This is a genomic window from Mesorhizobium sp. RSR565B (assembly GCF_054719465.1).
Map to the genome: position 1 here is coordinate 1,213,664 of NZ_JBTTIE010000001.1, position 22,600 is coordinate 1,236,263.

General features: G+C 63.6%; 21 protein-coding genes. 9 read left to right on the forward strand and 12 right to left on the reverse strand.

Annotated features, from left to right (window positions below):
- The 4 genes from ACYG9R_RS05925 to hisS all read right to left on the reverse strand — a co-directional run bounded on the left by ACYG9R_RS05925 (position 1) and on the right by hisS (position 5,490).
- Positions 1-1,761, reverse strand: a complete 1,761-nt coding sequence (locus tag ACYG9R_RS05925) for an AMP-binding protein (protein WP_023823632.1) — start codon at positions 1,759-1,761, stop codon at positions 1-3.
- Between the two features lie 231 nt (positions 1,762-1,992).
- Positions 1,993-2,694, reverse strand: a complete 702-nt coding sequence (gene hisG / locus ACYG9R_RS05930) for an ATP phosphoribosyltransferase (protein WP_023710119.1) — start codon at positions 2,692-2,694, stop codon at positions 1,993-1,995.
- Positions 2,691-3,812, reverse strand: coding sequence for an ATP phosphoribosyltransferase regulatory subunit (locus ACYG9R_RS05935; RefSeq protein WP_023748619.1), 1,122 nt, complete (start codon positions 3,810-3,812; stop codon positions 2,691-2,693). The genes hisG and ACYG9R_RS05935 overlap by 4 nt, the downstream gene beginning before the upstream one ends.
- A gap of 172 nt (positions 3,813-3,984) precedes the next feature.
- On the reverse strand, positions 3,985-5,490 hold the full coding sequence (gene hisS / locus ACYG9R_RS05940) for a histidine--tRNA ligase (RefSeq protein ID WP_023823633.1): 1,506 nt from the start codon (positions 5,488-5,490) through the stop codon (positions 3,985-3,987).
- A gap of 203 nt (positions 5,491-5,693) precedes the next feature.
- On the opposite strand from hisS, the gene ACYG9R_RS05945 reads away from it, so the two are divergent.
- On the forward strand, positions 5,694-5,936 hold the full coding sequence (locus ACYG9R_RS05945; RefSeq protein ID WP_023823634.1) for a hypothetical protein: 243 nt from the start codon (positions 5,694-5,696) through the stop codon (positions 5,934-5,936).
- 124 nt (positions 5,937-6,060) lie between these two features.
- On the opposite strand, the gene ACYG9R_RS05950 is transcribed toward ACYG9R_RS05945, so the two are convergent.
- A complete protein-coding gene (locus ACYG9R_RS05950; protein ID WP_023695108.1) occupies positions 6,061-6,699 on the reverse strand; it encodes a DNA-3-methyladenine glycosylase I in 639 nt (212 codons plus the stop codon).
- A 206-nt stretch (positions 6,700-6,905) separates the two neighbouring features.
- On the opposite strand from ACYG9R_RS05950, the gene ACYG9R_RS05955 reads away from it, so the two are divergent.
- The gene (locus ACYG9R_RS05955) at positions 6,906-7,649 is read left to right on the forward strand and encodes a L,D-transpeptidase (RefSeq protein ID WP_023686831.1); all 744 of its coding nucleotides are present in this window, start codon (positions 6,906-6,908) and stop codon (positions 7,647-7,649) included.
- A gap of 271 nt (positions 7,650-7,920) precedes the next feature.
- Positions 7,921-8,841 carry a bifunctional 5,10-methylenetetrahydrofolate dehydrogenase/5,10-methenyltetrahydrofolate cyclohydrolase gene (locus ACYG9R_RS05960; protein WP_023823635.1) on the forward strand — a complete coding sequence of 307 codons (921 nt, stop codon included), beginning with the start codon at positions 7,921-7,923 and terminating at the stop codon, positions 8,839-8,841.
- 4 nt (positions 8,842-8,845) lie between these two features.
- Here the strand turns inward: ACYG9R_RS05960 and glcF are convergent, their stop codons facing one another.
- The 4 genes from glcF to ACYG9R_RS05980 form a co-directional block, all read right to left on the reverse strand.
- On the reverse strand, positions 8,846-10,171 hold the full coding sequence (gene glcF, locus ACYG9R_RS05965) for a glycolate oxidase subunit GlcF (RefSeq protein WP_023823636.1): 1,326 nt from the start codon (positions 10,169-10,171) through the stop codon (positions 8,846-8,848).
- A gap of 4 nt (positions 10,172-10,175) precedes the next feature.
- Positions 10,176-11,387 (reverse strand): FAD-binding protein, encoded by a 1,212-nt coding sequence (locus ACYG9R_RS05970; RefSeq protein WP_023823637.1) that lies wholly within the window; start codon positions 11,385-11,387, stop codon positions 10,176-10,178.
- A gap of 235 nt (positions 11,388-11,622) precedes the next feature.
- Positions 11,623-13,119: an FAD-linked oxidase C-terminal domain-containing protein gene (locus ACYG9R_RS05975; RefSeq protein ID WP_460221812.1), complete on the reverse strand. Its 1,497-nt coding sequence runs from the start codon at positions 13,117-13,119 to the stop codon at positions 11,623-11,625.
- A gap of 259 nt (positions 13,120-13,378) precedes the next feature.
- Positions 13,379-14,701, reverse strand: coding sequence for a DUF3422 family protein (locus ACYG9R_RS05980; RefSeq protein WP_460221813.1), 1,323 nt, complete (start codon positions 14,699-14,701; stop codon positions 13,379-13,381).
- A 205-nt stretch (positions 14,702-14,906) separates the two neighbouring features.
- On the opposite strand from ACYG9R_RS05980, the gene ACYG9R_RS05985 reads away from it, so the two are divergent.
- From ACYG9R_RS05985 to ACYG9R_RS05995, 3 genes are read left to right on the forward strand one after another with little or no spacing between them, the layout of a single operon-like run.
- A complete protein-coding gene (locus ACYG9R_RS05985; RefSeq protein ID WP_023695102.1) occupies positions 14,907-15,704 on the forward strand; it encodes an FCD domain-containing protein in 798 nt (265 codons plus the stop codon).
- A 12-nt stretch (positions 15,705-15,716) separates the two neighbouring features.
- Positions 15,717-16,853 carry an alpha-hydroxy acid oxidase gene (locus ACYG9R_RS05990; RefSeq protein WP_023701294.1) on the forward strand — a complete coding sequence of 379 codons (1,137 nt, stop codon included), beginning with the start codon at positions 15,717-15,719 and terminating at the stop codon, positions 16,851-16,853.
- Positions 16,854-16,908: 55 nt separating this feature from the next.
- Positions 16,909-17,676 carry a metallophosphoesterase family protein gene (locus ACYG9R_RS05995; protein ID WP_023686824.1) on the forward strand — a complete coding sequence of 256 codons (768 nt, stop codon included), beginning with the start codon at positions 16,909-16,911 and terminating at the stop codon, positions 17,674-17,676.
- Here the strand turns inward: ACYG9R_RS05995 and ACYG9R_RS06000 are convergent.
- Together ACYG9R_RS06000 and ACYG9R_RS06005 are read right to left on the reverse strand one after the other, a co-directional pair.
- Positions 17,673-17,813 (reverse strand): hypothetical protein, encoded by a 141-nt coding sequence (locus ACYG9R_RS06000; protein ID WP_006206855.1) that lies wholly within the window; start codon positions 17,811-17,813, stop codon positions 17,673-17,675. The genes ACYG9R_RS05995 and ACYG9R_RS06000 overlap by 4 nt on opposite strands.
- A gap of 277 nt (positions 17,814-18,090) precedes the next feature.
- Entirely contained in the window at positions 18,091-18,789 is a 699-nt protein-coding gene (locus tag ACYG9R_RS06005; RefSeq protein WP_023823639.1) for a type 1 glutamine amidotransferase, read from the reverse strand.
- 86 nt (positions 18,790-18,875) lie between these two features.
- Here ACYG9R_RS06005 and ACYG9R_RS06010 point away from each other — a divergent pair, with 86 nt between their 5' ends.
- Complete coding sequence (locus ACYG9R_RS06010; protein WP_023823640.1) at positions 18,876-19,532, forward strand: hypothetical protein; 657 nt, start codon at positions 18,876-18,878, stop codon at positions 19,530-19,532.
- A gap of 25 nt (positions 19,533-19,557) precedes the next feature.
- Here ACYG9R_RS06010 and ACYG9R_RS06015 read toward each other — a convergent pair whose 3' ends face one another.
- The gene (locus ACYG9R_RS06015) at positions 19,558-20,076 is read right to left on the reverse strand and encodes a hypothetical protein (protein WP_155923236.1); all 519 of its coding nucleotides are present in this window, start codon (positions 20,074-20,076) and stop codon (positions 19,558-19,560) included.
- A gap of 258 nt (positions 20,077-20,334) precedes the next feature.
- Here ACYG9R_RS06015 and ACYG9R_RS06020 point away from each other — a divergent pair, with 258 nt between their 5' ends.
- Together ACYG9R_RS06020 and ACYG9R_RS06025 are read left to right on the forward strand one after the other, a co-directional pair.
- The gene (locus ACYG9R_RS06020; RefSeq protein ID WP_023715634.1) at positions 20,335-21,069 is read left to right on the forward strand and encodes a 16S rRNA (uracil(1498)-N(3))-methyltransferase; all 735 of its coding nucleotides are present in this window, start codon (positions 20,335-20,337) and stop codon (positions 21,067-21,069) included.
- Between the two features lie 114 nt (positions 21,070-21,183).
- Positions 21,184-22,557 carry a glutamate--cysteine ligase gene (locus ACYG9R_RS06025; protein ID WP_023670558.1) on the forward strand — a complete coding sequence of 458 codons (1,374 nt, stop codon included), beginning with the start codon at positions 21,184-21,186 and terminating at the stop codon, positions 22,555-22,557.
- The last annotated feature ends 43 nt before the right edge of the window (positions 22,558-22,600 follow it).

A 22,600-nucleotide genomic window follows, 5' to 3' on the forward strand; every position in this document is an offset into this window, starting at 1 on the left:
TCAAGCCGTCTTCTGCACCACCAGCCCCAGTTCCTCCACCATCGCCTCGCGCATCAGAAACTTCTGCGGTTTTCCCGTCACCGTCATGGGCAGTTCGGTGCGGAAGCGGATGTAGCGGGGGATTTTGTAGTGGGCGATCTGGCCGGCGCAGAAATTCTTGATCTCCTGCTCGGTGGCGATCTGGTTGGGCTTCAGCACGATCCAGGCGCACAGCTCCTCGCCATATTTGGCGTCGGGAATGCCGAACACCTGCACCTCCTTGACCTTGGGATGGCGGTAGAGGAATTCCTCGACCTCTCTGGGATAGACGTTTTCGCCACCGCGGATGACCATGTCCTTGACCCGGCCGACAATGTTGCAATAGCCCTCGGCGTCGATGGTGGCGAGATCACCGGTGTGCATCCAGCCGTCGGCGTCGATCGCCTCGCGGGTTTTTTCCGCGTCGTCCCAGTAGCCTTTCATGACGGAATAGCCGCGGGTGCACAGCTCGCCCGGCGCGCCGACGGCGACGGTGGCGCCCTCGGCGTCGATGGCCTTGACCTCGACATGCGGATGGATGCGGCCGACAGTGGAGACGCGTTTTTCCAGCGGATCGTCGACGCTGCTCTGGAACGAGACCGGGCTGGTCTCGGTCATGCCGTAGGCGATGGTCACCTCTTCCATATGCATCAGCGTCACCACCTTCTTCATCACCTCGATCGGGCATGGTGAGCCCGCCATGATGCCGGTGCGCAGGCTGGAGAGATCGAAGCTGGTGAAGTCGGCGTGGTCAAGCATGGCGACGAACATGGTCGGCACGCCGTAGAGGCCGGTGCAGCGTTCCTGCGCCACCGCCTTCAGCGTCGCGCCGGCGTCAAAACCCTCGCCAGGAAACACCATGGTCGCGCCCTTGGTGACGCAGCCCATCGTGCCCATCGACATGCCGAAGCAGTGGTAGAGCGGCACCGGGATGCAGAGCCGGTCGTCGACGGTGAGCTTGATCGCAGCGGTGACGAAATTGCCATTGTTGACGATGTTGGTGTGGGTCAGCGTCGCGCCCTTGGGCGCGCCCGTCGTGCCTGATGTGAACTGGATGTTGATGGCCTCGCCCGGCTTCAGCCCTTCGGAGATGCGGTCGAGGCTGTCATGCTCGTCGCGGCCGGCCATCGACAGCACATCGGCGAAATTGAACATGCCGGGCGAGTTGTCGTCGCCCATGCGAATGACGATCTTCAGCGTCGGCAATTTCTGCGCCTTGAGCTTGCCGGGGGTGGCGTTGGCGAGCTCCGGCGCCAGCTTCTCGATCATGCCGAGATAGTCGGAGGTCTTGAAACTGGCGGCGGTGACCAGCGCCTTGCAGCCGACCTTGTTGAGGGCATATTCCAGCTCCGTCAGCCGGTAGGCCGGGTTGATGTTGACCAGGATCAGGCCGATGCGAGCGGTGGCGAATTGGGTGACCAGCCATTCCCAGCGGTTGGGCGACCAGATGCCGACACGGTCGCCTTTTTCGAGGCCGAGCGCCAGGAAGCCGGCGGCGAGCGTATCGACCGTGTCCGACAATTCGCTCCAGGTGAAGCGCTTGTCCTGTCCGACGAAGACGGCAGCATCCTGCGTGGCGTATCTGCCGACCGTGTCGGAGAAAAGCTGAGGGATCGTCTTGTCGAGCAGCGGCACCGAACGGTCGCCCGACACATGTGCCCGGCCGTCGAGCGGAGCGATGAACGCCCTGCCGCGCCCGCGCAGATTGGTGGCGTTCTTGAGCTCGTCGAGATTAATCGCCATCGCCGTTTCCTCCCGATGAGTGAGCCTAGCAGCCTGATGGGGTGGTGGAAAGTACAGGCGGTTCCCCTCCCCCTCGAGGGGAGGGTGCCTCGCGAAGCGAGGCGGGTGGGGTCCTCGGCGAAGTGCTCGGCTTCCTTGGTCACGGTCGACCCGGCTTGGGTGGTCTCGCGTCGAGCACTGCCGGAGCGACCCCACCCGTCCATCCGCCTTTGGCGGCTGTCCACCCTCCCCTCAAGGGGGAGGGAGCGCGCTCATCTTCGCGGCTATTTCCCGCACTAGCGCCTCATCCGCCGGCGCACGATCTTTCCGGGCAGCCACCAGGCAAGCCTGCGACTCCAGCACAACCCCATCGGCCAGCACCTTGAGATGGTTGGCGCGCAGGGTCGAGCCGGTGGTGGTGATGTCGACGATGACATCGGCAAGGCCTGCCGCCGGCGCGCCTTCGGTGGCGCCGAGGCTTTCGACGATGCGGTAGACCTGGATGCCGTGCTTTTGCGAGAAGAACTGCTGCGTGAGCCGCCAGTATTTGGTGGCGATCCTGAGCCGCCTGCCGTGGCGCTGGCGGAAATCGGCGGCGACATCGTCGAGATCGGCCATGGTGTCGACGTCGAGCCAGATGCCGGGCACCGCGACCACGACATCGGCATGGCCGAAGCCGAGGCGAGCGACGATTTCGGCGCGCGCCTCCCAGTCGGCGAGGTTTTCGCGCAGCAGGTCCTCGCCGGTAATGCCGAGGTCGACCGAACCTTGCCCAATCTCGCCGGCGATTTCGGACGCCGACAGGAACGCCACCTCGATGCCCTCGGCGCCGTCGATGCGGGCGCGGTACTGGCGCTCATCGCCGGGCAGGCTGACGGCAAGCCCGGCCCTGGCCAGTACCTCCAAGGCCTGCTCCTTGAGCCGGCCTTTCGATGGGATCGCCAGCGTGATCATTGCGGCTCTCCCCGCAGCGCTTCGATGCGGTCGAGCCAGACGGAGAAGCCGACGCCGGGGATCGGCGTCTTGGCGCCGAGCAGGGTCAGCAGCCGGTCGTAGCGTCCGCCACCGGCCAGCGGCCGCTCGCCGCCAAGTGCCGCGATCTCGAAGACGATGCCGGTATAGTAATCCAGCGGACGGCCGAAGGCAGCGTCGTAGCGAACTGTTTGCGTCGGCAAGCCGTGCGCCTCGATGGCCTTGGCGCGGGCAGCGAATTTTTCGAGCGCCGCGCCCAGCGAAAGCCCGGCAGAGGCCGCAAAACTTTCGAGCGCAGCACTCGCGCCGTCGAGCGGCACGTCAATTGCGAGGAAATCCCTGAGTGCTGCAAAGGCCTCGTTCGACAGCCGCACGCTGCGCAATTCGGCCTTTTCGATCAGCCGCCGGGCAATGTCGACTGGCGCGCGTCCGCCGGATGCCAGCAGGCCGGCCTCTTCCATGCCGCCGGCAATGTGGGCGGAAAGCGCTTCGAGATCGCCATCGAGCACCAGGGCCGCGACTTCGCCGTCAAGCTCACCGTTGCGTGGCGGGTTGGCAAGATCGGACAACGCTGCCTGCAGCATCGGCGCCGAACCGAAGGCGCGCGCAAGTCGCATGCGCCAGCCGCGCGGCAGGCCGAGGGCCGCCAGCACCGCCTCGAAGATGGTCTGGTCGCCGAGCGTGATCGCAAGAGGTTGCGCCGGCAGCACCAGCTGCAGCAGCGCGTGCGCATCGGCCAGCGAACGCGCATCGGCCTCGGCCGTATCGCGGTCGCCGAGATCCTCGATGCCGGCCTGAAAGAACTCGTTGCCGCCCTCGCGGCGCTGGCGGAACACTTCGCCGAGATAGGAATAGCGGCGCGGCGTGCCGGCCTGCGAGGCGATGTGGTCGAGGCAGACGGGGATGGTGAATTCGGGCCGCAGACACAGCGTCTTGCCGGTCTCGCTTTCGGTGAGAAAGATGCGGCGGCGCAGATCCTCGCCGGCCATGTCGAGGAATGGGTCGGCCGGCTGCAGCACCGCGACCTCGACCGCATGGGTGTTGCGGGTGGCGAAGAGTTTGGTGATTTCGAATGCGATGGCGGGATAGCGGGAGGTCATGCGTGGCGCGAGGCACCCCCCTCTGGCCTGCCGGCCATCTCCCCCTCAAGGGGGGAGATTGGCAGCTCGGAGCGCAGCGCCTCTTCTTCAACGCCGGAGATTGGCGAAACCATGCGCGACATCCAATCTCCCCCCTTGAGGGGGAGATGGCCGGCAGGCCAGAGGGGGGCGTTCAAGCGCCACCCTTCGCACGGTCAGCGGCCTGCACCGCCAAAATCTTCCTCACCTCGGCGACCAGCTCTCCCTCCGCCACCGTCACCTGCGCCGGGCGGGCAGCCCGCCATTCAGCGTTGTCGGCGATTTCAGCGGACATGCGCGCGCCTTCGATCAGATCCTTGATCTGCAACTCGCCCTTGGCGCGCTCATCGCCGCCCTGGATGATGGCGACCGGGCTACCGCGGCGGTCGGCGTATTTCAGCTGCGCCTTCATGCCGGCGCCGCCGAGATACATCTCTGAGCGGATGCCGGCGGCGCGTAGCTCTGCGACCATCTTCTGGTAGCGGCCAAGGCTTCCCGTATCCTTGTCCATGACCAGCACGACGACCGGCGCGATGACATCGGTGGTGTCCAGCTTGCCGAGGTTCTTCAGCGCCGTCATGAGGCGGGAGACGCCGATCGAAAAGCCGGTCGCCGGCACCGGCTCGCCACGGAAGCGCGAGACCAGCCCGTCATAGCGGCCGCCACCACCGACCGAACCGAAGCGCACGATCTGGCCGTCTTCGTTGGGGATTTCCGCGAGCAATTCGGCTTCGAAGACCGGGCCGGTGTAGTATTCGAGGCCGCGCACGACGGAGCGGTCCATGGCGATGCGATCTTCGCCATATCCGGCCGCCCTGACCAGGGCTTCAATCGTCGCGAGCTCGCCGACGCCTTCTTGGTAAGTCGAGTTCGAGCTCACTATGGAAACCTGGTCGACCTGTGCGTTCCTTGCCGTGGCGAGAAGAACTGCTTCAGCTTGCCCGTCGTCCAAACCAGCGCCCTTGGCGAAGTCGCCCTCGCCTTCCTTGCCGCCATCCCATCGGCCCGGCCCAAGCAGAAGCTTCACGCCTTCCGGCCCGAGCTTGTCCAGCTTGTCGATGGCGCGCAGCACCGTCAGCCGGCGGCCGGCATTGTTGTCACCGCCAAGGCCGATCGCCTCCAGCACGCCGTCAAGCACCTTGCGGTTGTTGACCCGGATGACGTAGTCGCCACGCTTGATGCCAAGCGCTTCCATCACGTCGGCCATCATCATGGCCATCTCGGCGTCGGCTGCGACGCCCGGCGTACCGATCGTGTCGGCGTCGAACTGCATGAACTGGCGGAAGCGGCCCGGGCCGGGCTTTTCGTTGCGGAACACCCAGCCGGAGCGGTAGCTGCGATAGGGTTTCGGCAGCTTCTCAAAATTCTCGGCGACGTAACGCGCCGTCGGCGCAGTCAAATCATAGCGCAGCGACAGCCACTGCTCATCATCGTCCTGGAACGAGAAAACGCCTTCGTTCGGCCGGTCCTGGTCGGGCAGGAATTTGCCGAGCGCATCGGTGTACTCGATCAGCGGCTGGTCGGCCGGCTCGAAACCGTAGAGCTCATAGACCGAACGGATCGTGGCCATCATCTTCTCGACGGCGCGGATGTCTTCAGCGCTGCGGTCGGCAAAGCCGCGCGGCAGCCGCGCTTTCGTCTTTTCCGATTTGTCGGCCATGGGATGGGTCTTTTCGCTTAGTAATCGATGACTTGTTTGGAGTGGGCGTGTCCTAACCGAAGCGGCTTTGTGCGGCAAGGGTTTGCGCTTTTTCCTTGTCCCACGAAACAAACCGCACCAAAAAGGAAACAATTCCGCCATCGGCGCGGCATCGTGCCGACACAATCAGAGCCGATAAGCGCGCCGAAACAAAGGGTTGGGCCATGACTGCCGCACACAAGTTCGACATCAGAGACGACGGCTTGCATGAAGTCCGGCTGCGGCGGGCCGAGAACCGTGCGCCGGTGACGGCGAGCCTCGGTCCGTTTGAGGTCACCGCCGACGAGCGCAAGGGTTCCACCATGCGCGAGGCGCTGATGACCGGATTGCTGGTGATTTATCCGGCCTTTGCGGCACTGGCGGCGATTGTGGCGGGATTGTTCCTGACTGGCGCCAGCGGGACGTGAGTTCCTTACCCTCCCCCTTGTGGGGAGGGTCGACGCGTAGCGTCGGGGTGGGGGTGCGGCGCCAAGATACCCCCACCCGCGCCTTCGGCGCGACCTCCCCACAAGGGGGAGGTCGGGGGACGCCCTACTTCGGCCTCTTAAAGGCCTTGCGTTCCTTCTCCACCTGCTCCCGGCAAACACACCCCTCGAGATGGTCGTTGACCAGACCCATCGCTTGCATGAAGGCATAGACCGTCGTCGGTCCGACAAAGCTCCAGCCGCGCTTTTTCAACTCCTTCGAAATCCTGATCGAGACCCCTGTCGTCGGGTTGGCGCGTAGATGCGCCATGTCCACCACCGCCGGCCGCTCCTCCGGCCCCGGCTCGAACTTCCAGAACCAGGCGGCCAGCGAACCGAACTCGTCGACCATTTCGCACGCCCGTTTGGCGTTGTTGATGGTCGAGACGATCTTGCCGCGGTGACGGATGATGCCGGCATTGGCGACCAGGCGCTCGACATCCTCGTCGGTGAAGGCGGCGACCTTGTCGAAGTCGAAACCGGCGAAGGCCTCGCGGAAATTCTCGCGCTTGCGCAGAATGGTCAGCCAGGACAGGCCGGACTGAAAGCCTTCCAAGCAGATTTTTTCGAACAGCCTGCGGTCGTCGGCGACCGGCCGGCCCCATTCATGGTCGTGGTAGTGCAGATAGTCCGGCAGATTGCCGTGCCAGAAGCAGCGCGTGATCCCGTCGGAGCCGGTAAGCAGTCCGGTGTTGTCTTGCGCCATGGCCGATCCATCCGTTAACGCGCTTTCGCTGCATTTACCGCGGCTTTACCAGATTCCTGAACCCGGCGGTAACCACACCAAAAGGTTTACTGACAAAGCGGCATTTTACGCATTCCGATTCATGTTTCGGTTGCCGCTTCGCGCCAAGGATCGCGCAACCGGGGGCAAGTTCCGCCTCCGTCCGTTCGACATCAAGGTGCGTTCCGATGAAGATCTTTTTGCGTTCCGTGCTCGGCGCCGTGGCCATTCTGGCCGCCGGCGTCACCTCGTCTGCCGCCAACGACCGCTATGCCGACAGGCCGCCGGTGATGGTGAGCCCCGACCTTTCCGCACCCTGGGTGCTGCAGCTTGGCCGGGCGCCCGGCATCGTGCGGCAGAGCCGACAGGTGGTCCAGCAGCCGCGACTTCGCTATGCGCAGCCGGCGCGACCCGATCGGGTGCGCACTGCTTCCGTGCAGGCGCCGGCCAAGCGCGTGGTGATGCGGCCGCAGATCAATCCGCTCTACCTGCCGCAGGAAGTCGCCTATGACGGCCCGCAGAAGCCGGGCACGATCGTCATCGATACGACGCAGAACTTCCTGTTCCTGGTCGAGAAGAACGGCAAGGCGCGGCGCTATGGCGTCGGCACCGGCAAGCCTGGCTTCGAATGGTCTGGCACGCACAAGATCACCAACAAGCGCGTCTGGCCGGACTGGCGCCCGCCAGCGGAGATGATCAAGCGCGAGGCCGCCAAGGGCCGCTACCTCCCGACCTATCTGGCCGGCGGCGAGGAAAACCCGCTTGGCGCCCGCGCGCTCTATCTCGGCACGACGGAATACCGCATCCACGGCACCAACCAGCCATGGACCATCGGCGGCTCGGTGTCTTCCGGCTGTATCCGCATGCGCAACGAGGACGTGGTTGACCTTTACGAGAGGGTCAATGTTGGAACGACCGTGGTCGTGATATAGTCGGCTACCGAATCATCTGGTCCAGAAGGTTAGACCTTCAGGATCGGGAAGAGTTTACGGGGGACGGGCCGTGTGGGGATGCGGCCAGTCAGGAAAGGGCAGCCCGGGAAACCGCGCTGCCCTTTCTCTTTGCGGCTATAGCTGAGCCAGGCTGCGCCAGAACGTCGCGCCAGGGGGATGACGGTTCGCTTTCACGCTGCCTTGCCGCATCTCCCCTGCTATAGGGACGGCCAAACTCCCCTGCGCCATACTCCGCTGCAAAGGTCCAGCCATGTCTCCGCCAGACGATAGCCGCTATCTCCGGGGCGGCCCGGTCGCCCAGCGCATCATGGCATCCGTGCGCGAGGATGCCGCCATCGCCACCGCCGAAGGTTTTCCGCCCAAGCTGGTGTCGATCACCGTCGGCGATACCGCTGCCGTCGATGTCTATGTGCGCAACCAGCGCGCCAAGGCCGCCCTTGCCGGCATCGGTTTCGAGGAGCGGCGGTTCCCCGCCGACATCAGCGCCGGCGAACTCGAGGCGGCGATCCACGGCCTGAACGCCAACCCGCGCGTCACCGGCATCATCATCCAGCGGCCGGTGCCGGCGGATATCCCGATCAAGACGCTGCAAGCGGCGGTGCATCCGCTGAAGGATGTCGAAGGCATGCACCCGGCCTCGATCGGCAACATCGTGTATAATCAGCTCGACCTTGCGCCTTGCACAGCTGCGGCCTCGGTCGAGCTGCTGAAGGAAACCGGCCTTCACCTCAAGGGGCTGGAAGTCGTCGTCGTCGGCCATTCCGAGATCGTCGGCAAGCCGATTGCCTTCCTGCTGATGAGCGAAGGCGCAACGGTGACGGTGTGCCATCACATGACGCGCTCGGTGGCGGCACATGCGCGCCGCGCCGATGCGCTGTTCGTCGCCGTCGGCAAGCCGCGGCTGATCAAGGCCGACATGGTGAAGCCCGGTGCGGCCGTCATCGACATCGGCATCAATTCCGAGATCGGCCCGGACGGCACGAGCCGCATCGTCGGCGACGTCGACACCGAGAGCGTGAAGGAAGTCGCGTCCTGGATCACGCCGGTGCCGGGCGGCGTCGGCCCGATCACTGTGGCGATCCTCTTGCGCAACACAATGGTCGCGCTCAGCCGCCAGCGCGCGCGCTACCAGGCGACGTATGGCGTGGTGGACCGGCTGGCAGCGGAATAGCTGCTTACTCGGCGGCGACCAGGTTTCCTTCGGAGACGCCCTCCGGCTTCGGACCACCATAGGCCCAGTCGAGCAGCTTGATCGTGTGCACCACCGGCAGCTTCGCGGCGGAAGCGATCTGGGTGATGCAGCCGATGTTGCCGGTGGCGACGATTTCGGCGTCGGTCGCCTCGATGTTCTTCACCTTGCGGTCACGCAACCTTGCGGAAATCTCCGGCTGCAGGATGTTGTAGGTGCCGGCGGAGCCGCAGCACAGATGCCCCTCGCGCGGTTCGCGCACGACGAAGCCGGCCCTGGCGAGCAATTCCTTCGGCTGGCGGGTGATCTTCTGGCCGTGCTGCATCGAGCAGGCGGAGTGATAGGCGACGACGGTGCCGGGTTTGCGCACCGGCTCGGGCAGGTCGAGGCTCGCGAGATATTCGGTGATGTCCCTGGCCAGCGCCGAGACCTTTGCAGCCTTGTCGGCATAGGCCGGATCGAGGCGCAGCATGAAGCCATAGTCCTTGATGGTGGTGCCGCAGCCGGACGCGGTGATGACGATGGCATCGAGCCCACCCTGGTCGATGGCGCGTGTCCAGGCATCGACATTCTGCTTCGCCGAGGCTAGTGCGGCTGCCTCGCGGCCCATATGATGGACCAGCGCGCCGCAGCAGGCCTCGCCCTCAGGCACCACGACCTCGATGCCGAGCCTGGTCAGCAATGCAATCGTCGTCTCGTTGATGGCGGGATCGAGCACCGATTGGGCGCAGCCGGTGAGGATGGCGACGCGACCTTTCTTCGTCCCCTTGCCGGCATGGACGCCGGGAGAGGCCATCGGCGAGGCCGCCGGGATCGATGCCGGCGCCAGCTTCAGCATCGCACCCAGCGGCCTCAGCGCCGGCAGCCTTTCGAATAGGCCAATGAATGGCTTGCCCAGTTTCGCCAACTTCAGCGCGGCGCGAAAGCGTGTGGGATAGGGCAGCACCATGGACAGCATGGCGCGGATCAGCCGATCGAGCAGCGGCCGCTTGTAAGTTTCCTCGATATGGGCGCGGGCATGGTCGACCAAGTGCATGTAATTGACGCCCGACGGGCAGGTGGTCATGCAGGCCAGGCAGGACAGGCAGCGGTCGATATGGGTGACGATCTGCTTGTCGGCCGGGCGGCCGTTCTCCAGCATGTCCTTGATGAGATAGATCCGCCCGCGTGGCGAATCCAGCTCGTTGCCCAATGTCACATAGGTCGGGCAAGTGGCGGTGCAGAAGCCGCAATGCACGCATTTGCGCAGGATCTTCTCCGATTCCGCGACATGGGGATCAGCAAGCTGGGCAAGGGAGAAGTTAGTTTGCATTATCTTAGCCTTGGGCCATGCGGCCGGGATTGAGGATGGACTTGGGATCGAACTCGGCCTTGAGCCGCGCCGACAGTGCGGCCAGATGCGGCGCCTGCGGCTCGAACACCGGAACGGCGGCGCGATACGAAGGGGTGGCGCGCACCAGCGTCGCGTGGCCGCCGCGATGCTTTCTGATCAGCCCGCGCAGCAGGGCGGCCTCGGGATCGCCCTCCTCCATGCGCAGCCAGACCAGCCCGCCCTGCCAGTCGTAGAAGGCGCTGACACCGATCTGCATGCGCAGCGTCAGCACCATCTGATGGGCCTGAGACGGCGCCATGGAGACGCGCCAGACCGGCTTTTCGCTACGGTCGGCGAATGGCGTGCAGTCCCTTATGTCACGCCAGAGGGTATGCGATGTCTCACCTGCGATCTCCTGCAGCGGGCCGGCATTTTTCAGCAGGGTCTTCAGCGCCTCAATGCGATAGGCGACCGATGGGCCAAACCCTTCGACGCGCAGCAGCGTTGCAGCGTCAGTGCCTAGACTGCCCCCGGCAACGCGCGCGGCGATGCGTTCGGGCAGATGGGCCGCGCTCGACACTTCGGCGCTGGAGCCGAGCGCCAGCGCCATGGCGGCAGAGGCGGCATCGTCGAGTAGGCCGCGCATGGCAAGCGTCACCTCGGTCTCGGCCGCCGGCAGCACCTTGAAGGTGACATCGGTGAACACGGCCAGCGTGCCCCAGCTGTTGGCCATCAGCTTCGACAGATCGTAGCCGGTGACATTCTTGACGACGCGGCCGCCGGACTTGAAAGCTTCACCACGACCGGCAACCGCGTTGATGCCAAGGATATGGTCGCGCGCGGCGCCCGCCTTCAGCCGGCGCGGGCCGGACAGGTTGGCGGCAAGCACGCCGCCGATCGTGCCTCTTCCCTTGATACCGCCGAACAATGGGCCGTAGTCCATCGGCTCGAAAGCAAGTTGCTGGCCGTTTTCGGCGAGCAGGTTTTCGATCTCGGAAAGCGGCGTGCCAGCCTTGGCCGACAGCACCAGCTCGGCCGGCTCGTAGAGGGTGACGCCGGTGAGCTTCGAAAGATCGAGCGTGTGTTCGCTCTGGTGTGGCCGGCCGATGCCGCGCTTGGAGCCGTGGCCGATGGTTTCCAGCGGCGGTTCCTCCGCAGCCGCCCATTGGACGGTGGAGAGGACTTCGGTGGACGAGGTGGGAGTGAAGGTGGTCATGGCGACGCGCCGCTTGCGAGTGCAGAGACGTCGAGTTCCTTCGTGCCCCCCTCTGTCCTGCCGGACATCTCCCCCACTTGGGGGGAGATTAGCAGCTTTGGCGACCGCGCCTCTCTAGCAACGTCGAAGATTGGCGAAGGCAGAGATGACTGGTGATCTCCCCCCAAGTGGGGGAGATGTCCGGCAGGACAGAGGGGGGCGCGAAGGATCGCCGACGTGAGACATTCCGCCCCCATCAAAACCTCGGAATGTCCGGAAACGCCACCTGGCCGCGATGCACGTGCATGCGCCCAAGCTCCGCGCAGCGGCGCAGTTGTGGAAACACCTTGCCGGGGTTGAGCAAATGATTGGGGTCGAAGGCGCATTTGACGCGCATTTGCTGGTCGAGGTCGATCTGGTTGAACATCTCCGGCATCAAATCGCGCTTCTCGACGCCGACGCCGTGCTCGCCGGTCAAGACGCCGCCGACCTCGACGCAGAGCCGCAAGATGTCGGCGCCAAAACTTTCCGCCTTGTCGAGTTCGCCCGGCACGTTGGCGTCGTAGAGGATCAGCGGATGCAGATTGCCGTCGCCGGCGTGGAAGACGTTGGCGACGCCGAGGCCGTATTTCTCCGACAGTTCGCGCATGCCGGCGAGCACACGCGGCAATTCCTTGCGCGGGATGGTGCCATCCATGCAGTAATAGTCGGGTGAGATGCGGCCGACCGCCGGGAAGGCCGCCTTGCGGCCGGCCCAGAAACTCAGCCGCTCCTGTTCGGATTGCGAGATGCGGCAGGTGGTGGAGCCGTTCCTGTAGGCGATCGCTTCGACGAGACCGATCAAGTGATCGACCTCGACGCCCGGCCCGTCGAGTTCGACGATCAGCAGCGCCTCGACATCAAGGGGATAGCCGGCGTGGACGAAATCTTCCGCGGCATGGATCGCCGGCCGGTCCATCATCTCCATGCCGCCAGGGATAATGCCGGCGCCGATGATGTCGGCGACGCATTGGCCGCCCTGCTCGCTGGTCGGAAAGCCGATCAGCAGAGCGCGCGCCGTCTCCGGCTTCTTCAGGATGCGTACCGTGACCTCGGTGACGACGCCGAGCAGGCCTTCGGACCCCGTCATGACGCCGAGGAGATCATAGCCTTCCGAGTCCAGATGATTGCCGCCCAGGCGCACCACCTCGCCGTTCATCAGCACCATCTCGATGCCCAGCACATTGTTGGCGGTCAGGCCGTATTTCAGGCAGTGCACGCCGCCGGAATTTTCCGCGACATTGCCGCCGATCGAGCACGCGATCTGGGAGGATGGGTCAGGGGCGTAGTAAAAGCCCTCCTGCTCGACGGCAATGGTGATGCCAACATTGGTAACGCCTGGCTGAGCTACGACGATGCGGTCGGGATAGTCGATGGCCAGAATGCGGTTGAAGCGGCTCATGACCAGCAGCACGGCATCCTCGAGCGGCAGCGCGCCGCCCGACAACGAGGTTCCGGAGCCGCGCGGCACGACACGGATGTTGCGGTCGTTGCAGTATTTCAGCACCCGCGACACCTGCGCCACCGTTTCCGGCAGCACCACGACCAGCGGCAATTGCCGGTAGGCGGTGAGGCCGTCGCTTTCGAAGGCGCGCATCTCATTGGTGGCGTCGACGACGCCCTCGCCCGGCACGATGATGCGCATGTCGGCGACGATCTCCGCCCGCCTTCGCATCGTGGCGTCGTCTGGCTTGGGCATGACAAGGCCGGACATCGGCGGCGTTCTCCGCTTGGCTGGTAAAAATCTTTTACCAGTTACATCTGGATGTTGCAAACACCGCATTGGGCAAAGAGCGTACTGCCAGCCTTCCGCAGCGGCAATCTGCCGCTATTCACCCTCCCCCTTGTGGGGAGGGTCGCGAACGCAGTGAGCGGGGTGGGGGTCCGCGCGACGAAAGCTCTTTACGAGCACCCCCACCCCGATCCGCTATGCGGATCGACCCTCCCCACAAGGGGGAGGGTAAAGTGCGCTCCTACTCCCCCGGATGTTTCGCCGGCTCGGAGTGCATCCGCCTCACTCGCCGCACACCCCACCAGACCAGCACGATGGCGACCGGCACCGAGGCGGCGGTGACGACTTCGGGCGCAATGGCATGGCCGAAGATCGAGGCGCCCTTGGCGAGATAGGAGATCAGGCCGACGACATAGTAGGACACTGCCGCCACCGACAGGCCTTCCACCGTCTGCTGCAGCCGCAGTTGCAGCCGGGCACGGTTGTTCATCGACGCCAGCAGATCGCGGTTCTGCTTCTCGACCTCGACATCGACCCAGGTGCGCAGCAGCGTGGTGGCGCGGGTTAGTTTGCGCGACAGGTTGGCCTGGCGCTCCTCGACCGAACGGCAGGTGCGCATGGCAGGCGCCACCCGCCGCTGCAGGAAGCCGCCCCAAGTGTCGTAGCCGGGCACGGCTTCTTCGTCCAGCGCTTCCAGCCGCTCGACAACGATGCCGTCATAGGCGCGGCTGGCGCCGAAGCGATAGAGGCTGGAGGCGGCATCAGCCTCGAGTTCAGCGGCAAGCTCGGTCAGGTCGGCGAGCAGCGTCTGGCTGTCGCGGGTTTCAGCGACCTTCATTTCCAGCGTGGTCTGCGCCAGCCGGTCCTCGATGCGGCGGGCGCGGCCCGACAGCGTCAGCGCCAGCGGCAGGCCGAGCATGGCAAGCGTGCGGTAGGTCTCGACGTCGATCAGCCGCTGCGACAGCGCGCCGGTCCGCGCCGGCGTCAGGCCGCGATCAAGCACCAGGATGCGGGTCAGGCCGTCGCCGTCCTGGCGGAAATCGGTGACGATGGCCGCATTGCCGCGCTCGACCAGCGAATAGCAGAGGCTCGTCGGGTCGAAGGCCGCAATCAGCTTCTCGCTTGCCGGCGTCCATTTGCGGATCTCCAGCCTTATGCCTGAGATCACCGTTCCCGGCGGCGAGAACCCGTTGCCGAAAGGAGAATCCTCCTGCGCCCTGCCGCTTTCGGCAAGCGGCCCTTCCCAAAGATAGGTCGAGAATTCCGTATGCCGCTCCCAGCGCAGCGTACCCTTGCCCCACTTCATGGCGTGGTGGCGGGCATGACGGTCGGGCGCCGCGATGCCGAGGCGCCGCGACAGTTCGGAGAGCACGGCCATGTCGACGCCGGAGCCGCCCTCGGTCATGAAGGCGAGTTGCACAAGCACGCGCGGCTTCTCGATCAGCGGATGCGGCCGGGCATGGACCTCGCCGATCGCGCCGGGCCGTCCCTCATGCGCGGGAAAGCCCATCACGCTGCCTTGGGCGCGCGGCTGGAATTCGAGGTTGGACGTCTCGTCCGACACGGTGGTCCCCCTGTTCTCGACCCTTCGTGTGATGGCGTCCTCTAAAGGCAATCCATGAGGCGCGTAAACACCAAAGTCTAGCATCGTAGGTCCTGCCGGCGCGACGCGCAGACCGACCCGATTGGGCAAATTGGATAAATAATTTGACCAGTTGGCGACGCTGGCTTTATCTTGCGCGACGCCGGTTCAATTTCCCAGGCCCCCGTTGAGCGATATTTTCTCCAGGATCGAGCATTCGCGCACCGCCGACGAGGTGGTGCAGCAGATCGAAAGCCTGATCCTTGAAGGCGTGCTGCGCACCGGCGACCGGCTGCCGGGCGAGCGCGAGCTGGCGCGCCAGTTCGACGTGTCGCGGCCGATCCTGCGCGATGCGCTGAAGGCGCTGGAAGGGCGCGGGCTGCTGATCACCAAGGCCGGCGGCGGCACCCATGTCGCCGACGTCATCGGCCAGTTGTTCACCAAGCCGGTGACCGACCTCATCTCGATGCACCGCAAGGCGGTGACCGACTATCTGGAATACCGCCGCGAGATCGAAGGTGTTGCGGCCGAATATGCGGCGCGACGCGCGACAGCGGACGACATTGCGCTGCTCGACCGCATCATGGCGCGCATGGACGAGGCGCACCGCACCGGCGATTTCGACGACGAGGCGGAAATCGACGTCGAGTTCCACCATGCTGTGTGCGAATGCGCGCACAACATCATCCTCTTGCATACGCTGCGCTCCTGCTACCGGCTGCTGTCTGAAGGCGTGTTCCAGAACCGGCTTCTGGTGTTCAGCGTGCCCGGAGCGCGCGAGGCGCTGCTGGCCCAGCACGGCGCGATCTACAAAGCCGTGAAGGCCGGCGATCCCTCAGCTGCCCGCCAGGCGGCGATGGACCATATCTCCTATGTCGAGCGCTCGATGCTCGAGGCCGAACGCAGCGGCGACTGGCAGCGAGTGTCGCGGCTCAGGCTTAAGCAGCGCTCCGACGCCGACGACGGCTTCAAGACGACTGGCTAACGAGGAACCACCATGAGCGACATCCTCACCATTGCCGATCTCAAGGACCTGGCGCGCCGGCGGGTGCCGAAGATGTTCTACGACTATGCCGATTCCGGCGCCTGGACCGAAAGCACCTACCGCGCCAACGAGGAGGACTTCCAGAAGATAAAATTCCGTCAGCGCGTGCTGGTCGACATGAGCAACCGCTCGCTGGAATCGACCATGATCGGCGAGAAAGTGGCGATGCCGGTGGCGCTTGCCCCAACTGGAATGACCGGCATGCAGCATGCCGATGGCGAGATGCTGGCGGCGCAGGCGGCAGAGGAATTCGGCGTGCCGTTCACGCTGTCGACGATGAGCATCTGCTCGATCGAGGATGTCGCGTCGGTGACGAAGAAGCCGTTCTGGTTCCAGCTCTACGTGCTTCGCGACAAGGATTTCGTGCTCGACCTGATCGACAGGGCGAAGGCTGCAAAATGCTCGGCGCTGGTGTTGACGCTCGACCTGCAGATCCTGGGGCAGCGCCACAAGGATGTCCGCAACGGGCTGTCGGCGCCGCCCAAGATGACGCTGGCCAACATTGCCAACATCGCCATGCGGCCACGCTGGCTGATGGGCATTGCCGGCACCAAGCGCCGCACCTTCCGCAACATTGTCGGCCATGCCAAGGGCGTCGGCGACGTCGCTTCGCTGGCATCGTGGACGACGGAGCAGTTCGACCCGCACCTGTCGTGGAAGGATGTCGCCTGGATCAAGGAACGTTGGGGCGGCAAGCTGATCCTGAAAGGCATTCTCGACAAGGAGGACGCGCTGATGGCGGTCGAGACCGGCGCCGACGCCATCATCGTTTCCAACCATGGCGGGCGCCAGCTCGACGGCGCATCGTCGTCAATCATGGCGCTGGAAGAGATCACCGATGCCGTCGGCGACAGGATCGAGGTGCATATGGACGGCGGCATCCGCTCGGGCCAGGACGTGCTGAAGGCGCTTTGCCTCGGCGCCAAGGGCACCTATATCGGCCGCCCGTTCCTGTACGGATTAGGCGCCATGGGCAAGCAAGGCGTGACCCTGGCGCTGGACATCATCCGCAAGGAGATGGACATCACGCTGGCACTGTGCGGCAAACGGCTGGTGACCGAGATGGGCAAGGACCAGTTGCGGCGATAGGGTCTTGTTCACCGATTAGACCCTAGCCTCGCTGGATCACGGAGACGAAGCCGCCTTGACCGAGACCGGCATCCACTACCTCGACGCGCGCGCGCCCGATGGCATGCGCCTCTATGCGATCGGCGACGTGCATGGCCGGCTCGATCTGCTCGCCGCCATGCATCGCCGCATCGAGAGCGAACTCGAATACAAGCCGACCAGCGATTGGCGCGTCATCCACCTCGGCGACTATGTCGACCGCGGACCAGAGTCCAAGGGCGTCATAGACTTCCTGATCGAGGCACAGAAACGCGATCCACGGCATCTGATGCTGGCCGGCAACCACGATATCGGCTTCCTCGATTTTCTCGACGAGCCTGACCCGGAAGGGCTGTTCATCCGCTATGGCGGCGTGCAGACGGCACAATCCTATGGCGTCGACCTAGCGGGACACGCAAGCTGGTTCGGCAAGGCCGAGGCGTTACGGCGGGGACACCAGGCACTGGTCAATGCTGTACCGCAAGCCCATGTCGACTTCCTGCGGTCGCTGCAATTGTCACTGATATCAGGTGATTTCTTCTTCTGCCATGCCGGCGTCAGGCCTGACGTGCCGCTGGAGAGCCAGAGCCCGCAGGATCTGGTCTGGATCCGCGACGTCTTCCACAACCATCCAGGGCTTTACCCGAAGGTGATCGTGCACGGCCACACACCGGTGCCGGAGGCGGAGGTGATGCCGAACCGCGTCAATGTCGACACGCTCGCCTGGCAGTCAGGCATGCTCAGCGCGCTCGCCGTGGACGGCGCGGACAAGCGTATCCTGACTGTGCAGGGAAAAGCGTTTTAGCGAAGCGCGGCGGTGACGCCGTAGCCGTCGACGGCCTGATGGTTGTTGGCCGCATCGGCGGAATAAATGCCGAGACCGCACAAAACGATGGCAGACAGCATGACAAAGGACAGAAGCGCTGCTTTCACGGACGTCATCTCTAGTTGAGCTTCCTGCATCTGGGCACGAGGCGGTTACCAATGGGTTGAAACCGAGAATTCGTCTCAAAGTTTCGACGATTTCGCGCTTGTAGGTCGATTCTGTATCGGCGGTGTGTCGCGCGGATCACACAGAAGGTTCATCGCGGTTGCATTGCCGATGCATAGCGCGCGCCTTGTAGGATGGCGTTCGGCCACAAACCAAGGACGAAAGAAGTTGTCCCCGGCAGATTCCCCGCCGCGTGCCAATTATGCAACGGCCGCGCGTTGGCTGGGTTCAGATCGTCGCCACCCAGGCGCGGGCAATGGCCAAGCCCGCGGCATCAGCCTCGGGGCCGTTGAGAGCCATTTCGCTGTCGAGGCGATCCTGCCAGTCGGGATGGCGATCGGCAATCAGCGGCGCGAAGGATGTGCTCCAGTCCCTCACCATCGGCTGGTCGGCCTCGAAATGGAACTGGAAGCCGTAGACAGCGCGGCCGATACGGAACGCCTGGTTCTCGGAAATTTCGCTGCCGGCAAGCCGCACCGCATTTGACGGCAGCGCGAAAGTGTCGTCGTGCCATTCGAAGATGGGGAAATCCTGGGGAAGTGCGCCAAGCACCGGATCGGTTCTGGCGTCCGGCGTCAGCGATACCTTGTGCCAGCCGAATTCCGAGGCGCCGCCGATCTGGTTCTCACCGCCGAAAGTGCGGGCAACCAACTGGCTGCCCAGGCAGATACCGAGAACCGAGCGATCCTTGGCGGCGAAATCGCGGGTCAGTTCGAGCAGCGCCGGGAAATACGGGTAGTCATCGTCGGCCAGCGCATTCTGACCGCCGCCCAGCATCACCATGGCATCGTGTCCGGTCGCGTCGTCCGGCAGCGCATCGCCCTTGTAGGGCCGGCGCAGGTCGAGATCGGCGCCGGCTTCGGCGAGCGCGGCACCAACCTGGCCAAGGCCGGTGTTGTCGTAGTTCTGGACCACCAGCACCCGCATCGCAAAACCCTGCTGACATGAAATGACGCGACGAGCGATATCATGTCGCCCGTATTGCAGCCAAGATGCGTATTCGGGAGAGAGCTATGCCACTGCAGAACCGGGTCGATCCGTTCGGCGCCATCCATGCCATATCCGAGCGCGGCCTGTTCACCGGCAATCGCGGCATCATCCACGATCCTGAGACCAAGACGCTGCTGAAAAAGCGATGGGCGTTGCCGGCCTGGATCATCTGCGAGTGCAAGTTCCGCGACGTGCGGCGCGAACCGATGGGCAGGAACAGGAGAAGTGACGATCAATTGGGCGGCAAGGCCGGCTGGACCGAACTGTTCTTCCTCGACGAGGTGACGGCGCTGGCCGCGGGGCACCGGCCCTGTTTCTATTGCCGACGTGCGCGGGCCAGGGATTTTGTCGGCCGCTTTGGAAAAGCCTTCGGCGTAGCCGAGCCCCGCGCACCGATGGTCGACAAGCGCCTGCACAAGGAGCGGCTGGCTTCAGGCGGAAAGCTACCGGCTGCCAGTATCGGAGAACTCGCAAGCTTGCCGGATGGCGTGATGATCGCCGATGGTGACGCCGCCTATGCGTTGCGCGATGGCAAGGCATTGCGGTGGTCCTTCGCAGGCTATGAGAGCCCCATAGACATCTGTACTATAGGCAGCAACTCGCTCCACATCCTGACCCCCGCAACAACGACCGGTGTTCTCCGCTTTGGGTACGAACCCCAATGGCATAATTCAATTTAAAAATATGGAAGTTTATTTACTTCAGCTATTTCATTCCAATCATTTTTGCCTGTTTCTTTTTCAAATCGGCATACGTATGAGAAACCGAATTGAGAAAACTTCTTGGGTAGTTGTTATATGAAACGTGATTTGTGAAATCTTCCTCCTCCCATTTTTTTATCGTTGTCTTGTAGGCCTCCACGTGCACCAAAACGTCACGAAACTCTTTCGGCATCCCAGAACCATTAATTAAATGGGCATTCTCGACTATAGTTTTCTCTATCTTCAAATTTATCGGCATAAATACCTCTGTCATCCACAGGCGCCACTGTTTTAACTCGTCTTCGCTAGGAGGAGGGTTACGGCCGAAAAACGACCCGCCCGGACGACACTTCGAGCGAAAAGATAGCCATGCCTGATTGGAAGCGTCGCCCAGAGCGAATAATGGCCCATACAGATATTGAATTTGATCACTTATAAATTGAAGTTTTGCTTTCCTAATTTCAATAAATATACTTATAAAATAGGTTATTAGATATCCAGAAAAAGCAACTATTATCGTCACGATCAATGTTGCTATGTCTATATTATCTTTTGCTTAACATATGAGAGTCCTGTGTTCCATAACAATCTCTGTGAAGTGCATCCGCAGTATGGTGCGGTATCTTTTGATTACCAGCGAATTTGGAAAGGCGGCGTGCGATATTTACGATACGTGCTACGCTTAAGTGAATGCAAGCACTGCCAAAAATTGACGGCGCGGAAATGAAGAGCTGCGCTCTAAGTTCTTGACCCCCGTCTCGCTCTGCCCCATTCCTCGGCGATGCGCGCCAATTACAAGATGCAGCGGCTGTTCGTGCCGGACGACCTCGCGGCAGGCATCGAATTCGATGCCGGCCAGCAGCAGAGCCATTATCTCACGCATGTGCTGCGGCTCGGCGAAGGCGCCGAGATCCTGGTCTTCAACGGCCGCGACGGCGAGTGGTCGGCGGCGATTGCCACCAGGTCGAAAAGGGCGGTGCGGCTGAAGGTGCTGGCCTCGCAGAGACCGCAACCGCCCCTGCCTGACCTGATCTATTGCTTCGCGCCACTGAAACAGGGCCGGCTAGACTATCTCGTGCAGAAGGCGGTCGAGATGGGCGCCGGCATCCTGCAGCCGGTGATCACCCAGCACACGCAAGTGGCAAAACCCTCCATCGACCGGCTGCGCGCCAATGTCGTCGAGGCGGCCGAGCAATGCGGCATACTGGCGGTGCCGGAAGTGCGCGAGGCCGAGAAATTCGAGCGCCTGCTCTCCGGCTGGGACAAGGAACGCCGGCTTATCTTCTGCGACGAGGATGCCTCGACCAACAACCCGCTGCCGGCATTGCAGGCAATACCTGAGAGGAAGCTGGCGCTGCTGGTCGGGCCGGAAGGCGGCTTTTCCGATGACGAACGCAAGATGCTGCGGGCGCTCCCCTTCGTCACTGCCATCCCGCTCGGACCGCGCATCCTGCGCGCTGACACAGCAGCTGTAGCGGCGCTTGCGGTGATGCAGGCGACGGTCGGAGACTGGTAAGAGGCGTAAAGATCAATTCCTGTTGACCTGTGGCTCAGGATTTTTCGCTTGATCGGCTGCTGACATTTCGTCCATTTAGCGCCGGCGGGCTCCGAGAGCCGCAGAGGGGGCCCCATGGCGCGCGACACAACCGATTTCCGGCCAATCGAAGGCATCGACGAACTGGTCGAGCATCTGGCCGAAGGCAACAAGCCGCGCGACAAGTGGCGCATCGGGACCGAGCACGAGAAGTTCCCCTTCTATGTCGACGGCAACGCGCCGGTGCCCTATGGCGGCGAGCGCGGCATCCGCGCCATCCTCGAAGGCATGCAGCAAAAGCTCGGCTGGGACCCGATCATCGATGACGGCCGCATCATCGGCCTGGTCGAGCCGACCGGACAGGGCGCGATCTCGCTCGAGCCGGGCGGCCAGTTCGAGCTGTCGGGCGCGCCGCTGGAAACGATCCACCAGACCTGCCGGGAGGGCAATGCGCATCTGGCGCAAGTGCGCGAGATCGCCGAGCCGATGGGCATCCGCTTTCTCGGCCTCGGCGGCAGTCCGAAATGGTCGCTCGCCGAGACGCCGAAAATGCCGAAATCGCGCTACGAAATCATGACCCGCTACATGCCCAAGGTCGGGACCAAGGGTCTCGACATGATGTATCGCACCTGCACCATCCAGGTGAACCTCGACTTCGAAAGCGAAGCCGACATGCGCCGCAAGATGCAGGTGTCGCTGAAGCTGCAGCCACTGTCGACGGCGCTGTTTGCCAACTCGCCCTTCACCGACAGCCGGCCGAACGGGCTGCAGAGCTGGCGCGGCGACATCTGGCGCGACACCGACAACCAACGCTCGGGCCTGCTCGAATTCTGCTTCTCGCCCGAGTTCGGCTTTGCCGACTATGTCGAATGGGCGCTCGACGTGCCGATGTATTTCGTCATCCGCGACGGCCACTATCACGACATGACGCACATCACCTTCCGCCAGTTCATGGCCGGCGTTGCCCGCAATGAAGTACCGGACGGACTGCCCACCATGGGCGACTGGGCGAACCATCTGTCGACCCTGTTCCCTGACGTCAGGCTGAAGCGCTTCCTCGAAATGCGCGGCGCCGATGGCGGGCCGTGGCGCCGCATCTGCGCGCTGCCGGCCTTCTGGGTCGGGCTGCTTTATGACGAGGCCGCGCTCGACGCCGCCGAGGCGCTGACTTCGAGCTGGACCTATGAAGAAACGCTGGCGATGCGCAATGCGGTGCCGGAACAAGGCATTTCCGCGCCGTTCCGCAACACGACGCTGCGTGAGATCGGCCGCGATGTAATGACCATTTCGCGCCTTGGGCTGAAAAATCGCGGCAGGAAGAACCGCGACGGCTATGACGAGACCTCGTTCCTCAACACGCTGGACGAAGTCGTGGCGCGCGGTACCACCAGTGCCGAGGAAATGCTGTCGGCCTACCACACGCGCTGGGGCGGCTCGATCGAGCCGGTGTTCATGGAATATGCGTATTAGCGTCGCGCCTTGAGCAGCGGCAAAAGCCGCTTCAATCGAACAT

Excerpts from the sequence above, each read along its gene's own strand:
- ACYG9R_RS05925 (WP_023823632.1), bottom strand. The coding sequence starts at position 1,761 with ATGGCGATTAATCTCGACGAGCTCAAGAACGCCACCAATCTGCGCGGG.
- hisG (WP_023710119.1), bottom strand. The coding sequence starts at position 2,694 with ATGATCACGCTGGCGATCCCATCGAAAGGCCGGCTCAAGGAGCAGGCC.
- ACYG9R_RS05935 (WP_023748619.1), bottom strand. The coding sequence starts at position 3,812 with ATGACCTCCCGCTATCCCGCCATCGCATTCGAAATCACCAAACTCTTC.
- hisS (WP_023823633.1), bottom strand. The coding sequence starts at position 5,490 with ATGGCCGACAAATCGGAAAAGACGAAAGCGCGGCTGCCGCGCGGCTTT.
- ACYG9R_RS05945 (WP_023823634.1), top strand. The coding sequence starts at position 5,694 with ATGACTGCCGCACACAAGTTCGACATCAGAGACGACGGCTTGCATGAA.
- ACYG9R_RS05950 (WP_023695108.1), bottom strand. The coding sequence starts at position 6,699 with ATGGCGCAAGACAACACCGGACTGCTTACCGGCTCCGACGGGATCACG.
- ACYG9R_RS05955 (WP_023686831.1), top strand. The coding sequence starts at position 6,906 with ATGAAGATCTTTTTGCGTTCCGTGCTCGGCGCCGTGGCCATTCTGGCC.
- ACYG9R_RS05960 (WP_023823635.1), top strand. The coding sequence starts at position 7,921 with ATGTCTCCGCCAGACGATAGCCGCTATCTCCGGGGCGGCCCGGTCGCC.
- glcF (WP_023823636.1), bottom strand. The coding sequence starts at position 10,171 with ATGCAAACTAACTTCTCCCTTGCCCAGCTTGCTGATCCCCATGTCGCG.
- ACYG9R_RS05970 (WP_023823637.1), bottom strand. The coding sequence starts at position 11,387 with ATGACCACCTTCACTCCCACCTCGTCCACCGAAGTCCTCTCCACCGTC.
- ACYG9R_RS05975 (WP_460221812.1), bottom strand. The coding sequence starts at position 13,119 with ATGTCCGGCCTTGTCATGCCCAAGCCAGACGACGCCACGATGCGAAGG.
- ACYG9R_RS05990 (WP_023701294.1), top strand. The coding sequence starts at position 15,717 with ATGAGCGACATCCTCACCATTGCCGATCTCAAGGACCTGGCGCGCCGG.
- ACYG9R_RS06000 (WP_006206855.1), bottom strand. The coding sequence starts at position 17,813 with ATGACGTCCGTGAAAGCAGCGCTTCTGTCCTTTGTCATGCTGTCTGCC.
- ACYG9R_RS06005 (WP_023823639.1), bottom strand. The coding sequence starts at position 18,789 with ATGCGGGTGCTGGTGGTCCAGAACTACGACAACACCGGCCTTGGCCAG.
- ACYG9R_RS06010 (WP_023823640.1), top strand. The coding sequence starts at position 18,876 with ATGCCACTGCAGAACCGGGTCGATCCGTTCGGCGCCATCCATGCCATA.
- ACYG9R_RS06020 (WP_023715634.1), top strand. The coding sequence starts at position 20,335 with ATGCGCGCCAATTACAAGATGCAGCGGCTGTTCGTGCCGGACGACCTC.
- ACYG9R_RS06025 (WP_023670558.1), top strand. The coding sequence starts at position 21,184 with ATGGCGCGCGACACAACCGATTTCCGGCCAATCGAAGGCATCGACGAA.